The 14,024-nt window shown below is 58.2% G+C and carries 11 protein-coding genes; 9 read left to right on the forward strand and 2 right to left on the reverse strand.

What is annotated here, in order from left to right:
• The first annotated feature begins 158 nt into the window (after window positions 1-158).
• A complete protein-coding gene (locus GHO32_RS11700) occupies window positions 159-1,781 on the forward strand; it encodes an acyl-CoA synthetase (RefSeq protein ID WP_123749528.1) in 1,623 nt (540 codons plus the stop codon).
• A gap of 33 nt (window positions 1,782-1,814) precedes the next feature.
• A complete protein-coding gene (locus tag GHO32_RS11705; protein WP_153335373.1) occupies window positions 1,815-3,587 on the forward strand; it encodes an acyl-CoA dehydrogenase C-terminal domain-containing protein in 1,773 nt (590 codons plus the stop codon).
• Between the two features lie 46 nt (window positions 3,588-3,633).
• On the opposite strand, the gene GHO32_RS11710 is transcribed toward GHO32_RS11705, so the two are convergent.
• Window positions 3,634-3,930, reverse strand: coding sequence for a putative quinol monooxygenase (locus GHO32_RS11710; RefSeq protein ID WP_048371674.1), 297 nt, complete (start codon window positions 3,928-3,930; stop codon window positions 3,634-3,636).
• A 109-nt stretch (window positions 3,931-4,039) separates the two neighbouring features.
• Window positions 4,040-4,288, reverse strand: a complete 249-nt coding sequence (locus GHO32_RS11715) for a DUF465 domain-containing protein (RefSeq protein ID WP_048371676.1) — start codon at window positions 4,286-4,288, stop codon at window positions 4,040-4,042.
• 530 nt (window positions 4,289-4,818) lie between these two features.
• On the opposite strand from GHO32_RS11715, the gene bcsE reads away from it, so the two are divergent.
• From bcsE to bcsB, 7 genes are read left to right on the forward strand one after another with little or no spacing between them, the layout of a single operon-like run.
• A complete protein-coding gene (bcsE, locus tag GHO32_RS11720; RefSeq protein WP_153335374.1) occupies window positions 4,819-6,363 on the forward strand; it encodes a cellulose biosynthesis protein BcsE in 1,545 nt (514 codons plus the stop codon).
• Entirely contained in the window at window positions 6,360-6,560 is a 201-nt protein-coding gene (bcsF, locus tag GHO32_RS11725; RefSeq protein WP_153335375.1) for a cellulose biosynthesis protein BcsF, read from the forward strand. The genes bcsE and bcsF overlap by 4 nt, the downstream gene beginning before the upstream one ends.
• Window positions 6,547-8,196 carry a cellulose biosynthesis protein BcsG gene (gene bcsG / locus GHO32_RS11730; protein WP_153335376.1) on the forward strand — a complete coding sequence of 550 codons (1,650 nt, stop codon included), beginning with the start codon at window positions 6,547-6,549 and terminating at the stop codon, window positions 8,194-8,196. Before bcsF ends, bcsG begins: the two co-directional genes overlap by 14 nt.
• Entirely contained in the window at window positions 8,166-8,387 is a 222-nt protein-coding gene (gene bcsR / locus GHO32_RS11735; protein ID WP_123749132.1) for a cellulose biosynthesis protein BcsR, read from the forward strand. Before bcsG ends, bcsR begins: the two co-directional genes overlap by 31 nt.
• Window positions 8,384-9,106 carry a cellulose biosynthesis protein BcsQ gene (bcsQ, locus tag GHO32_RS11740; protein WP_153335377.1) on the forward strand — a complete coding sequence of 241 codons (723 nt, stop codon included), beginning with the start codon at window positions 8,384-8,386 and terminating at the stop codon, window positions 9,104-9,106. Before bcsR ends, bcsQ begins: the two co-directional genes overlap by 4 nt.
• Entirely contained in the window at window positions 9,103-11,706 is a 2,604-nt protein-coding gene (bcsA, locus tag GHO32_RS11745; RefSeq protein WP_153335378.1) for a UDP-forming cellulose synthase catalytic subunit, read from the forward strand. The genes bcsQ and bcsA overlap by 4 nt, the downstream gene beginning before the upstream one ends.
• Complete coding sequence (bcsB, locus tag GHO32_RS11750) at window positions 11,703-14,024, forward strand: cellulose biosynthesis cyclic di-GMP-binding regulatory protein BcsB (protein ID WP_153335379.1); 2,322 nt, start codon at window positions 11,703-11,705, stop codon at window positions 14,022-14,024. The genes bcsA and bcsB overlap by 4 nt, the downstream gene beginning before the upstream one ends.

Consider the following 14,024-nt stretch of genomic DNA (forward strand, 5'->3'; position numbering starts at 1 on the left):
CACGATTCAATATAGAACAAATACTATATTGCTTAGGTATTACTTCCATATCAAATACAAACTGAGCTATAACTCAGACCGGACATAAAACTGCCCCCCTCGACAGCATAAGAGCGGGCAGCCATTAGAGCTAACAATCAGCCACCGGAATGACCATCATGTCGATTTTTGAGCAGGGCCTTGAGCCTACTGCCGTCAACCATATTGCCCTGTCGCCTCTGAGTTTTATCGAGCGTACCGCCAGCGTCTACCCTGACTACCCCGCCGTTATCCACGGTTCCATTCGCCGCACCTGGGCACAAACCTACAGCCGTTGCCGTCGTTTGGCCTGCGCGCTGGCCGGGCGCGGGATTGGCAAGAACGATACCGTCGCCGTGATGTTGCCCAATATCCCGGCCATGCTCGAAGTGCATTTTGCCGTGCCCATGGTCGGCGCCGTATTGAATGCCCTGAATGTGCGCCTCGACGCCGAAGCCATCGCCTTCATGCTGGCTCATGGCGAGGCCAAGGTACTGATTGCCGACCGCGAATTCCATGAAGTGATCCACGCAGCAGTGGCCATGCTTGATCATCCACCATTGATCATCGACGTGGATGACCCCGAGTACGGTGAAGGCCAGCCGGTCAGCGCGCTGGATTACGAAGCGGTACTTGCCGAAGGCGATCCTGACTACGACTGGCAATGGCCCGCAGATGAATGGCAAGCCATTGCGCTCAACTACACCTCGGGCACCACCGGCAACCCCAAAGGTGTGGTCTATCACCATCGGGGCGCTTACCTCAACTCCCTGGGCAACCAGATGGTCTGGGCCATTGGCAATCACCCGGTGTACCTGTGGACCCTGCCGATGTTCCACTGCAACGGCTGGTGCTACCCCTGGATCATTACCGCGCTGGCCGGGGTGCATGTGTTCCTGCGCAGGGTCGACCCGCAAAAAATCCTTACCTTGATTCGTGAACACCAGGTCACTCACCTGTGCGGCGCACCGATTGTGCTCAATGCACTGGTGAACATGCCGGAATCGGCCAAGGCGGCTATTGATCACCCGGTAAACGCCATGGTCGCAGGCGCCGCACCCCCGGCCAAAGTGATTGGGGCCGTGGAAGAAATGGGCATCAAAGTCACCCACGTGTACGGCCTGACCGAGGTCTATGGCCCGGTGACCATCTGTGCCTGGCATGACAAATGGGACGAACACACCCTTGCCGAGCGCGCCCAGATCAAATCTCGTCAAGGCGTGCGCTACCCCACGCTGGAAGGCGTGATGGTGGCCGACCCGAAAACCCTGAAGCCGACCCCGCGTGACGGCGAAACCATGGGTGAGATTTTCATGCGCGGCAACACGGTGATGAAGGGTTACCTGAAAAACCCCAGCGCCAGCGCAGAAGCGTTTGAAGGCGGCTGGTTCCACACCGGCGACCTGGCCGTGTGCCACCCGGACGGTTATGTGGAAATCCGCGACCGCCTTAAAGACATCATCATCTCCGGTGGCGAGAACATCTCCACCATTGAAGTTGAAGGGGTCTTATATCGCCATCCCGGGGTCATGGAAGCGGCCGTGGTGGCGCGCCCCGATGAAAAATGGGGCGAAACCCCTTGCGCGTTCATCACTCTGAAGGCCGACCACCAGCAGGTGCGCGAAGCCGACATCATCACCTTTTGCCGCGAGCATCTGGCCGGGTTCAAAGTACCGCGCACCGTGGTCTTCACCCTTCTGCCCAAGACTTCTACAGGCAAAGTCCAAAAATACGTACTGCGCGACATGGCCAAAGCCTTGTAACCCTCCTTTTGAAATATTTGACGAGGTTTTGTAATGCCTGAATTCAATGCCCCGCTGCGTGACATGCGTTTTGTGCTGCACGAAGTTTTTGACGCGCCGGCGCTATGGGCGCGCCTGCCCGCCCTGGCCGAGCACGTTGATGCCGACACCGCTGACGCAATTTTGCAAGAAGCGGCCAAAGTCACCAGCCAATTGATCGCCCCGCTCAATCGCAGTGGCGACGAAGAAGGCGCGCAATGGTACGCAGGCAAGGTCAGCACGCCGCAAGGGTTCAAGGCGGCCTATAACACGTATATAGAAGGCGGCTGGGTTGGCCTGTCTGGTAACCCGGACTTTGGCGGGCTGGGCATGCCCAAGATGCTCGCCGTGCAATTTGAAGAAATGCTCTACGCCGCCAACTCCAGTTTTGCCCTGTACTCGGCGCTGACATCCGGCGCCTGCCTGGCCATTGACGCTCACGCCAGCACGACGCTTAAAGAAACGTACCTGCCGCCGATGTATGAAGGTCGCTGGGCAGGTTCGATGTGCCTCACCGAAGCCCATTCCGGCACCGATCTGGGGCTTATCCGCACCCGTGCCGAACCCCGGGCCGACGGCAGTTTCAGCCTCAGTGGCAGCAAGATTTTCATCACAGGTGGCGATCAGGACCTGACCGAGAACATTGTCCATCTGGTCCTCGCCAAACTGCCGGACGCGCCGGCCGGACCGCGTGGCATTTCGCTGTTCCTGGTACCCAAGGTGCTGGTCAATGCCGACGGCACGCTGGCTCACGCCAATGCCGTGAGCTGCGGTTCTATCGAACACAAAATGGGCATCAAGGCGTCCGCAACCTGCGTAATCAACTTTGACGGCGCCCAAGGCTGGTTGATCGGCGAAGCCAACAAGGGCCTGGCGGCCATGTTCACGATGATGAACTACGAGCGCCTGTCCATCGGTATTCAGGGCATCGGTTGTGCCGAAACGTCATACCAAAATGCCCGTACCTACGCCCGCGAACGCCTGCAAAGCCGGGCGCCGACCGGTGCAGTAGCGCCCGAGAGAATGGCCGACCCGATCATCGTTCACCCCGATGTGCGGCGCATGCTGCTGAGCATGAAGGCCATGACCGAAGGTGGTCGCGCGTTTGCCAGCTATGTCGGCCAGCAACTGGACCTGAGCAAGTACTCAACCGATGCACAAGAGCAGCAGGACGCCGCAGCGCTGGTGGCTTTACTGACGCCGGTGGCCAAGGCCTTTTTCACTGACACCGGGCTCGACAGTTGCGTACTGGGCCAACAAGTGTTCGGTGGCCACGGTTACATTCGTGAATGGGGACAAGAGCAATTGGTGCGCGATGTTCGCATCGCGCAAATTTACGAAGGCACCAATGGTATTCAGGCGCTGGACTTGCTGGGCCGCAAGGTCATTGCCAATGGCGGCGTAGCACTGCGTTTATTTACCGCGCAGATCCGCGAGTTTGCCACTCAACCGGGCAAGCCTTACCAGCACGAACTGTTACAAGCGGTGCAACGGCTCGAAGACTTGAGCGACTGGCTACAAGCGCAGGCCAAGCTCAACCCCAATGAAATCGGCGCTGCTTCGGTGGAGTACCTGCAGGTCTTTGGCTATGCGGCATACGCCTGGTTGTGGGCGCGCATGGCAGATGTTGCCCAGGGTTCCCTTGAGGCGGATCCGGCGTTCTATACGGCGAAACTGGCCACGGCGAGGTTCTATTTCAAGCGGCTTTTGCCACGCATCACGGGGCTGGAACAGTCGATACGCGCGGGCAGCGAATCATTGTATGAGCTGGACGCTGCCAGCTTTTAAGCGCCTCACTAAAAACGGCGGCCCTTTCGAAGCCGCCGTTTACGGGTTAAAGACTCAATTCATCCAGCACCAGCACCTCACGGTGCTCCAGCAAGTCGGCAACGGCCTTGGCCATTGCTAAATAGTGTGGCGTTGTTTTGTGGTGCTCGATGGCCGCCAGGTCTTTCCAGCCTTCGATAAACACAAAGCGCTGCGGATCGGTACGGTCAATATGCAGATCGTAGAACGTGCAGCCCTCTTCTTTGCGTGAGCCTTCCACACACGCCAGCAGCGCTTGTTTGACGGTCTCTTCTTGACCGGCCTTGGCGCGCAATACAGCAACGATTTTGATGATGTTGGACATTTCGGCTTCCTGGGAGTGGTGTTCTTGAACACGCCAACCCTACTACGGCACAGAGACAGAAACATCTGCAGCGTGCAAAAAATTGGCCGTCAAGAACACCTTCAAAGGATTAGCGGGCCGCCTGGCTGGCCAGACGGCTTACGATGTCATCCTTGATTTTGAGCCGCTTCTCCTTGAGCGCCAGTAACACTTCATCAGTCACACCCAGCGCACTGGGCGCTTCGGCCTCTACCACCTGCTTGTCAGCCACTGTGTATTTCTCAATTAACGCTGCCAAATGCGGGTCTTGACCTTTAAGCGTGTCGAGAGCCTCTTTGGAGAAGCCCAAATCCAATGGCAAATCATGTTTGACTGGCATAGATGCACCTCATTGAACGTTTCGGTGACGGTTTCAGACTCTGAGGATGAGCCTGCGCAAAAGGTTCCATCCGTGATGAACCCACTACAGCAATAGCACGCATCCGGGCAGTGAGAAAGCCACGCTTGTCTTTCTGTCAGCTAGCATTGCTTGAGATCAACACGCGGAATGACGAGTTATAGTCGTCAATTAAATGGCGGTATTTTTTGCACAGCTATTTTTTTGACATTTCCCGTATTAAACATGGACTAACCTCACAAAAATGTAAGAAAATTCCTACAACAACGAAATAATCGACCACTATTTGAGTGCCAAGTGCGTTGACAAGGAAGGTTAAGATTTTGGCTCATCGAGCCTATACATCGCGACATGGATCAAGTCGGCGAACTACCAATCACTCTCTGATTGACGCCATTGAAAACTACTCAGGCTTGAAGGCGGATGACTGTCCTGCAAGCACCGAATGAATGGCGTATTTAATAACAACCCCCGCCATTCGCTCGTGAACCTCCTGGAAGAGAACGTAGCGTTTGCCTTATATCAATCTCGGCATCCACGGATTACTGGACCAACACATTGCTTTACGCGCTGGCGGCTTGTACTGGATTACGGCCAACCAGCCTGATGATGCAAGACTGCTGGCCCGTCAGTTTCTGGAAAGCCTGCCCTCCAGTACCCCCGCCGCACTGATTGTGTGTGCAGACCCCGTTCAGACCGTCATTGACGAGATCGCCCCTGATCGCGGTCCGGACAAACTCAAACTGTTTGAAATCGCACAAAAAGTGATCGCGCCGGGGCTGGCCACATTGACCCGCGATCTGGTTCGCGCGCGGATCGCCCCCCATAGCCAGATTGTGTTGCTGGTGCCGGCCAACAGCTGGACCGAGGCCACGGAGGCAAAACGCCTGCAGCATTGGTGCGAACACTTGCGCCCGTGGCTACGGGACAGAAACGCCACCCTGTTGGTGATCGCCCACGGCGAAGCTTCGCCGCTGCATGCCCAGTTGCTGGCCCTCAATGAGCAACTCTCCGGGTTGAGTCGGCTATATCGACACAACGGCGAAACCCGCTATCACGTGCACTTTTGGTACAACGACATTGGCGTGAGCGCCGGGCTGGAGTTCAAACTCTCGACCCGCAACAAAACCCTGGCCTTGATTCCGGAACCCGTTGCCGACATCGCACCGCGCGTCGCTGACGACCAGCATGTCTACCTCGCTGAACGCACGGTGCTTGAAGGCAGCCCGCCGCTGTCCAATCACTGGTACCTGTTCAATGACCGCCAGACGTTACTTCAGCAAGCCGCTTCTGCCACCGCAGCCACGGTGATAGTCGGTATCGACAGCAGCCATCAACTGCTGGAGCTGGCGCAGCAACTGCATGACCTGCGCGAACAGTGCGGCCCGGCTTTAAAGATTGTGGTGCGTGAACTCGAACCCGCCGTGCGCTATCGCGACGAGCGTTTGCTATTGGCCTGCGGGGTTAACTTGATCATCCCTGACGGCACCCTGCTATCGCGCTTTTTGAGCCTGATCGAAAGTATTCAGGGCCAACGCTGGCAGCACACCCAGGGCACCGACTTTGCCACATTGCTTGAGCGCCAGCGGCCACCGGCCATTCGCGGCCTGGTAAGCCCCCGTGAGTTCATCACCCAGGTGCAACACCTGTATCAAAACAGCTCCGGTGAAGTGCCCCATCAACTGCTCAAGTTCCAACCCGTTGCCGGGCTCAAACAAGAGCTGTTTCTGAACCAGATGTGTTTACGCCGACTGGGGGATTTCGCCTGCTTGCTCAACGGCGACCTGTACCTGTTTCTGTTTGCCTGCCGTGCAGACGCGTTGGAGCCAGCGCTGGCCAACATCTGCCGCCTGCCCTGGCGCGACCTGTTTTTGACTCGTCAGGCGCTGAGCAGCCCGACGGATCTGGATCAAGATGCCTTTATGGAAGATGACTCTGTGCCCCCTCATCTGAATATTCCCGTTGAGCCGCTGATCATGGCCCAACCGGCTCCCGGAAGCCGTGCCGCGATTAAACCGCAGCGCATCACTTTGACTGTCAGCGAGCCACAGCCATGACCTTTATGGAACTTGTGCAGGTCATTGCCCTGACCTGCGGGGTAACCGTACTCCTGACTTTGTTCTCACAGCGTATTCGCCAGTACCTCAAAGCGCATTTTGAGCAGTACTTGCCGCCGCGTTACCTGAAATCCCGCGGTGTCAGACGTCGTGCACCCGCCAGCCCTTCGATGAGAGCGCCGGATGAATCTGTCTAAACCTGCGGTTGCACCGCAAAAACTGACCACGGTATGGCGCGGACTGGGTGCCTGGAACCTGTATTTCCTCGGCAAGTTCCTGTTGACCTGGACCGGGCACCTGAACTTTCAGATCGTGCCCAACCTGATTTTTGCCCTGGCACTGCTTATACCGATCGCCCACCCAATGCTGCGCCGTGCCCGCACGTTGCTGGCGATTCCCGTGGCCGTCGCCCTGCTGTACCAGGACACCTGGTTCCCGCCCTTCAGCCGTTTGCTGGCGCAGCCCGGTGTCCTGAACTTCTCACCGGATTACATCATTGAGTTGCTGGGGCGCTTTATTGACTGGCAAGTGTGCGCCCTGCTGTTGGTGCTGATCATTGGCTACCTGTTTATCAGCCCCTGGTTACGCCTCACCACACTGACGCTGATGGGGTTTGTCTGGTTGAGCCTGGGTAGCTTGCAAGCATTGCTGCCAGCACCCGTGACCCTGCCAATGGCCAGCAACACCAGCGGTGCTGCGACACCGGTCAGCAGCGGCGGCGGTGAGCCGGACGATGCGACGCTTAACGCCTACCTCGATACGTTCTACAAGAACGAAGCGCAGCGTAAGGTTGAGTTCAAAGAGCCCGCAGTCAAACCGCCGCCCTTTGACCTGCTGGTCATCAACATCTGCTCGTTGGCCTGGGATGACCTTGATGCCGTGGGGCTGCGCAACAACTCGTTGTTCAGCCAGATGGACGTGATCTTCGACAACTTCAACTCGGCGACAGCCTATAGCGGCCCTGCCGCCATTCGGCTGCTGCGCGCCAGTTGCGGGCAGACCTCGCACGCTCAGTTGTATAAACAGCCGCCCGATCAATGCCTGCTGTTCGACGATTTGCGCAAGCTGGGCTTTACCGATGAGTTGATGCTCAACCACACCGGCGAGTTCGATGGCTTCTTGCAAGAGGTTCGCGATCAGGGCCAATTGCCTCCACCTGCCCTGGGCGTCATCCCGGCCGGTTTGCAGCGTACCTATGTCGGCTTTGACGGTTCGCCGATCTGGCGCGACCGTGACGTACTGAGTAAATGGTGGCAACACCGTTTGAACAGCGATCAGCCGAACATGGCCCTGTTCTACAACACCACCAGCCTGCATGACGGCAACCGTCAGGTGAGAGCCGATGGCGGCACCCAGGCGGCGGACTACAGCAGCCGCGCCCAGGTATTGCTTGACGATCTCAACGCCTTCATCAAAGAGCTGCAAAAAAGCGGACGTCGCGTGGTGGTGGCCATCGTGCCTGAGCATGGCGCCGCCTTGCACGGTGACCGCATGCAGATCTCCGGCATGCGTGAAATCCCTAGCGAGTCCATCACCCATGTGCCGGTGGGCCTCAAGCTGATCAACATGGGCGACGACGGCCAGACCGAGCCGGTGCATATCACTCAGCCAAGCAGCTACCTGGCTATCGCTGAAATCATTGCACGCCTGTATGCCAGCCCGCAGCTCAGCAACGGCCAGACCGTGGACTGGTCAGCCTTGCTCCAGGACCTGCCGCAAACCGCAAAAGTATCGGAAAACTCAGGGACCGTTGTGCTCGATTACAACGGCAAACCTTATGTTCGAATCAAGGAGAACGGTGGATGGCTACCTTACCCACAGCAGCTCAAATAAGCGCGGACATCCTGTCGCGCAATGAGCGCGCCGATGATATTGAACGCCTTAAATTCATGGTGGACCTGCCCGACCTGCGCTACGTCGATATCTCTGCGCAGGTGGAGTTGCTGCAAGCCCTTGAGCGCTGGCCGTTACTGGCCCACCTTGAGGCGCGGCACAAGACTGCCGCTCTGGACGACACTCCATGATCGCCCTGAGCCTGCAAGGTATTCGCGGCGGAGTAGGCACCAGCTCAACCCTCGCGGCACTCGGCTATGCAATGTCAACCCTCGGGCAGAAAGTGCTGGTGGTTGATATGTGCCCGGAAAACACCCTGGGCCTGCATTTCAATCTTGATTACGCACTGCCGGGTGGCTGGGCCCCTGCCACGCTCAATAACAGCCCGTGGTATCAAGACGCCTGGAACATTGAGCCGGGTCTGGACGTATTGCCCTACGGTACGCTCGCCGTTGAGCAGCACCTGCAACTCGACACCTTGCTGCGTGAGCATTCGCAACTGTGGGCGCAACGCCAAACCAGCCTGGCCGACAGCTATGACTGGGTGCTGTTTGACCTGCCACAGCGTTTGCCGGGGCATGCTAGCAACCCGCGGTGCGACATAGCCCTCACGGTGTTGAACCTCGACGCGGCGAGCCATGTACTGCTGCAGCCGATGCGCAGCAGTGCGGCGCGCTTGTTGATCAATCGCTTTGAGCCGGCCAGCCAGTTGCAGCGCGATATGTTGCTGCTTTGGCAGAACCATTTCGGCAAGCATTTGTTGCCCATCCATTTGCATGCCGATGAAGCCATGTCTGAAGCCTTGGCCAAGCGTGAACCCACCGGCCGGTATGCACCGGGCAGCCTGATTGCTCAAGACCTGATCAGCCTGGCCAGTTGGTGCCTGCTGCGTGGCGGGAGGCTTGAATGATCGACCGCTGGTTCCCCTACACCTATTTGCGCCGTGAACAGAACTGCACCCGTTTCACAGCCTTGGTGCTGGCACTGATCCAGGCTTTTGGCTGGATATTCCTGCGTCTGGAAGCCCCGTCGTGGAAGGCCCTGCGCGCGCAACACCGCAGCCTGTTCCCGCACTTGGCAGACAAACGCCCCACTATTGGCGACCCGCTGCGTTATATCATCCAGATCGCCTGGCTATTGCTGGTGCGCCCGGGTGAGCAAAGCTTGCCTCAGCGTCAGCGTACCCGCCGTCGTTTCGCCAGTGCGTTCAAGGCTTTGATCGGCATTGTGCAAAAGCCCTGGAATCTGCTGGCCAACAGCTTTGAACAGTTGCCTTCAGCCATCAGCCAGCAGGTGCGTAAAGGTTCGCGCTGGTGGAGCTCGATGCACTGGCCGCTGCGCAAATTACTCTATATCGCCATCGGAGCCTTGGTGGTGGTGCTGGTGTTTATCTGCGTGACCGAACCCTTCGGTTACCTGGCCCAGTTGGTGTTTGTGGTGCTGTTGTGGGCCATTGCAATGCTGGTGCGACGCTTGCCGGGGCGTTTTCCGACGCTGCTGCTGATTGCCTTGTCAGTGATCATTTCGTGCCGCTATTTGTGGTGGCGCTACACCTCAACGCTGAACTGGAGTGACAGCCTGGACCTCGTCTGCGGGCTGATCCTGCTACTGGCCGAGACCTACTCCTGGATGGTGCTGATTCTCGGCTACGTGCAAACGTCATGGCCGCTGAACCGCAAACCCGCGCAGTTGCCAGCAGACCCGAGCCAGTGGCCAACTGTTGACCTGCTGATCCCGACCTATAACGAAGAACTGTCAGTCACCCGTGGCACGGTGTACGCCGCGCTGGGCATTGACTGGCCGAAAGACAAACTGCGCATCCATTTGCTGGATGACGGCAACCGCCCAAGCTTCAAAACCTTTGCCGATGAAGTGGGCATCAATTACATCGCCCGTACCGACAACCGCCATGCCAAGGCCGGTAACCTCAACCATGCCTTGACGCAGATTGACGGTGAACTGGTAGCGATTTTCGACTGCGACCACATGCCTGCCCGCTCATTCCTGCAATTGACCGTTGGCTGGTTTTTGCGTGACCCGAAACTGGCGCTGGTACAAACCCCGCACCACTTTCTGTCGCCCGATCCGTTCGAGCGTAACCTGGGCACCTTCCGCAACCGCCCCAACGAAGGCGAGCTGTTTTATGGCCTGGTACAAGATGGCAACGACATGTGGAACGCGGCGTTTTTCTGCGGTTCGTGTGCAATCGTGCGGCGCACGGCGATTGAGTCCATAGGCGGGTTTGCTGTCGAAACAGTCACTGAGGACGCTCACACCGCCTTGCGCTTGCACCGCAAAGGCTGGAACTCCGCCTACTTGCGCATTCCGCAGGCGGCGGGCCTGGCCACTGAGAGCCTGTCGGCACACATTGGCCAGCGTATTCGCTGGGCACGGGGAATGGTGCAGATTTTCCGCACCGACAACCCGCTGATGGGCAAAGGCCTGACGATCTTCCAGCGGGTCTGTTACGCCAACGCCATGTTGCACTTTCTGGTAGGCCTGCCACGGCTGGTGTTCCTGACCGCGCCGCTCGCCTTCCTGCTGCTGCACGCCTACATCATCTATGCCCCGGCCTTGATGATTCTGCTGTACGTACTGCCGCACATGATCCACGCCAGCCTGACCAACTCGCGGATGCAAGGCGCCTATCGCCAAACATTCTGGGGAGAGGTTTACGAGACGGTACTGGCCTGGTACATCGCCCGGCCAACCACCGTGGCCCTGTTCAGCCCTTCGCGGGGCAAGTTCAACGTGACCGCCAAAGGCGGGTTGATGGAAGAAAACCAGTTCGACTGGCAGACCGCCAAGCCGTATCTGGTGCTTTCGATCCTCAACGTATTAGGTCTGGGCTTTGCTGTATGGCGGCTGTTTACCGGGCCTGCCGACGAGATCATCACGGTGATCGTCAGTGTGCTGTGGGTGATCTACAACCTGCTGATTATTGGTGCGGCTGTGGCCGTGGCGGCTGAAGTGCGCCAGGTCCGGCAAACCCATCGGGTGCAAACCCGCCTGCCCGGCGCGATAAAACTGGCCGACGGCCATCGCTACCCGTGTGAGCTGGTGGACTACTCCGACGGCGGTGTTGGCCTGTTGCTCAATCAGCCGTTGCCGCTGGCCACCGGCTCGCTGGTGTCGTTGATCCTGCAGCGCGGCAGCCGCGAGTTTGTCTTCACCGGCACCCTCACGCGTTCCAAAGACTTGTTTATGGGCCTGAACTTTGCCGATTTGCCACCCGAGCAAAAAATCGAATTTGTGCAGTGCACCTTTGGCCGGGCCGATGCCTGGCTCGATTACAACAGCGGCTTTGAAGCGGACAAACCGGTTCAGAGCCTCAAAGAAATTCTCGCCCTGGGCGCTAAAGGCTACTACCGCCTTTATCAGTATCTGCCTTCATGGCTGCGCCATCTGGCACGGCCTTTTGTGCGAGTACTGCAATGGCTGGGCAGCTTTTTGCCGCGCATGCCCAAAGCGTCCACCCCTCTTATTTCCCGGCCAGTGAGCAAATCATGAGTCGATTCGCCAAAAAAAATATTTTCGCCAGCCTCGCGCTGATGACCCTCGCCTGCGACCTGATGGCTGCCCCTCTGCCTCTGCCAACCGGCAGCGCGGCGACGCAGGGTAAACCTGCAATCACGCAGAGTACCGACCCGCTGCCAAGCTGGACCGTCACGCGTACCTTCGAACAATTGGGGCGTCCGACCGACACACTGCTGCTGGGTATCAACAGTGCCGAGCAGGTTGAGTTCACCTTGCGCCGCGACCGCATCGCCAGCGATGCCAGCCTGCAACTGAACTACACGCCCTCGCCTTCGTTGATCCCGACGCTTTCGCATATTCGGGTATACCTCAATGACGTGTTGATGGGCGTATTGCCCATCGAAAAAGATCAACTGGGGCGCCAGACTCAGCAAAAAATGGCCCTCGATCCCCGGATGATTGCGGACTTCAACCGTATTCGCCTTGAATTTATCGGCCACTACACCGACATCTGCGAAGACCCGGCCAACAACACCCTGTGGGTCAATATCAGCCGCAGCAGCAGCTTGACCCTGCAAGAACAGGCGCTGAGCCTGACCAACGACCTGGCGTATTTCCCGCTGCCATTCTTTGACCCGCGCAACAGCGGCACGCTGGAATTGCCGTTTGTGTTTGCCGCAAACCCGACGCTGGGCGAGCAACGCGCCGCCGCGATTCTGGCCTCGTACTTCGGCAGCCAGGCCAACTGGCGTGGCTCCAAGTTCCCGGTACTGTTTGACACCTTACCTAGCGTGCAAAGCAAGGAAGCCACCCAGCCAACCGTGGTATTTGCCACCAACGACCATCGCCCGGCGTTTATGAGCGACCTGGAGAAATTCCCGGCCGTCGATGCGCCAGTGGTTGAGTTGATTGATCATCCGGATGCGCCTTACAGCAAAGTGTTGCTGGTGATGGGCCGTAACGAAGAAGACCTCACCACGGCGGCCAAGGCGCTGGCGCTGGGCGGCAAACTGTTACGCGGCTCGCGGGCAACCATCAACAAAGTTGAAGAGCTGCAACCGCGCAAGCCTTACGACGCTCCGGCCTGGATGCGCACCGATCGCCCTGTGCGCTTTGCCGAACTGATCGACTACCCGCAGCAACTACAAGTCAGCGGCCTGCAACCACGGCCGATTACCCTGGACATCAACCTGCCGCCTGACCTGTTTGTCTGGCGTAACCAGGGGATCCCGCTGCGCACGCAATACCGCTACACCGCACCGTCGGCCAATGATGATTCACGCCTGAACATCAGCCTCAACGATCAGTTCATCACCAGCCTGCCGCTGACCCGCAAAGACAACAGCCGTTTTGAAGAGCTGCGCTTGTCGGTTCTGTCCAATGACTCGGCCAACGTCAACGACAAGCTGATCGTACCGTCGCTTAAAATCGGTGACCGTAACCGCCTGCGCTTTGACTTCAGCTTCGCCAGCACCATGGGCAGCGCCCAGCGCGATCACTGCCAGACCATTCTGCCGGCCAATACCCAGGCGATTATCGATGAAGACTCAACCATCGACTTGTCCGGCTATCACCACTACATCAGCATGCCTGACCTCAAGGTCTTTGCCCGCAGCGGCTTCCCGTTCAGCCGCATGGCCGACATGTCGGAATCCATCGTAGTGGTGCCGAGCAAAGGCACCCCGACGCAAATCAGCACCCTGCTGGAAGCCGTGGCCAGTATTTCTGCCCGCACTGGCTACCCGGCCTTTGGCGTACGCCTGAGTGATGACTGGGCATCGGCCTCCAAAGAAGATGCCGACCTGCTGTTGCTGGGCCAAATGGCGCCTGAAATGCGCGACAACCCGGACCTCAGCCTGTTGTTGCAACGCCAGCACGACATGCTGGTGCAGCCTTACGGCAACACTGCCATGGATGCCACCAACCGCCGTGGCCCGTCCACTGACGATCGTAACCAGCCAGCCAACCGGGTTGAAGTTACCGCTCAGGCGCCTATCGCCGCCATCATCGGCATGCAGTCGCCTTCGCATAACCAACGCAGCGTTGTAGGTTTGCTGGGCAATGACGATGCCGACTTCAACCTGCTGCGTGAAACCCTGGTCGACAGTGGCAAAATGGATGCCGTGGCCGGTTCCGTGGCGCTGATTCGCAGCAGCGGGATCTACAGTCAACTGGTAGGTGATCAGTACTACGTGGGTAACCTGCCGTGGTACCTGCTGATGTGGTACCAGCTCTCGGAGCACCCGGTTCTGCTGGCAATTCTGGCGGTAATCAGCGTATTGCTGAGTGCTTTCCTGTTGTGGCGCGCCCTGAGCTGGGCAGCTCACCGCCGCTTGCACAAGGATGACTGA

Source organism: Pseudomonas sp. FSL R10-2189 (assembly GCF_009600325.1).
Lineage (GTDB): Bacteria > Pseudomonadota > Gammaproteobacteria > Pseudomonadales > Pseudomonadaceae > Aquipseudomonas > Aquipseudomonas helleri.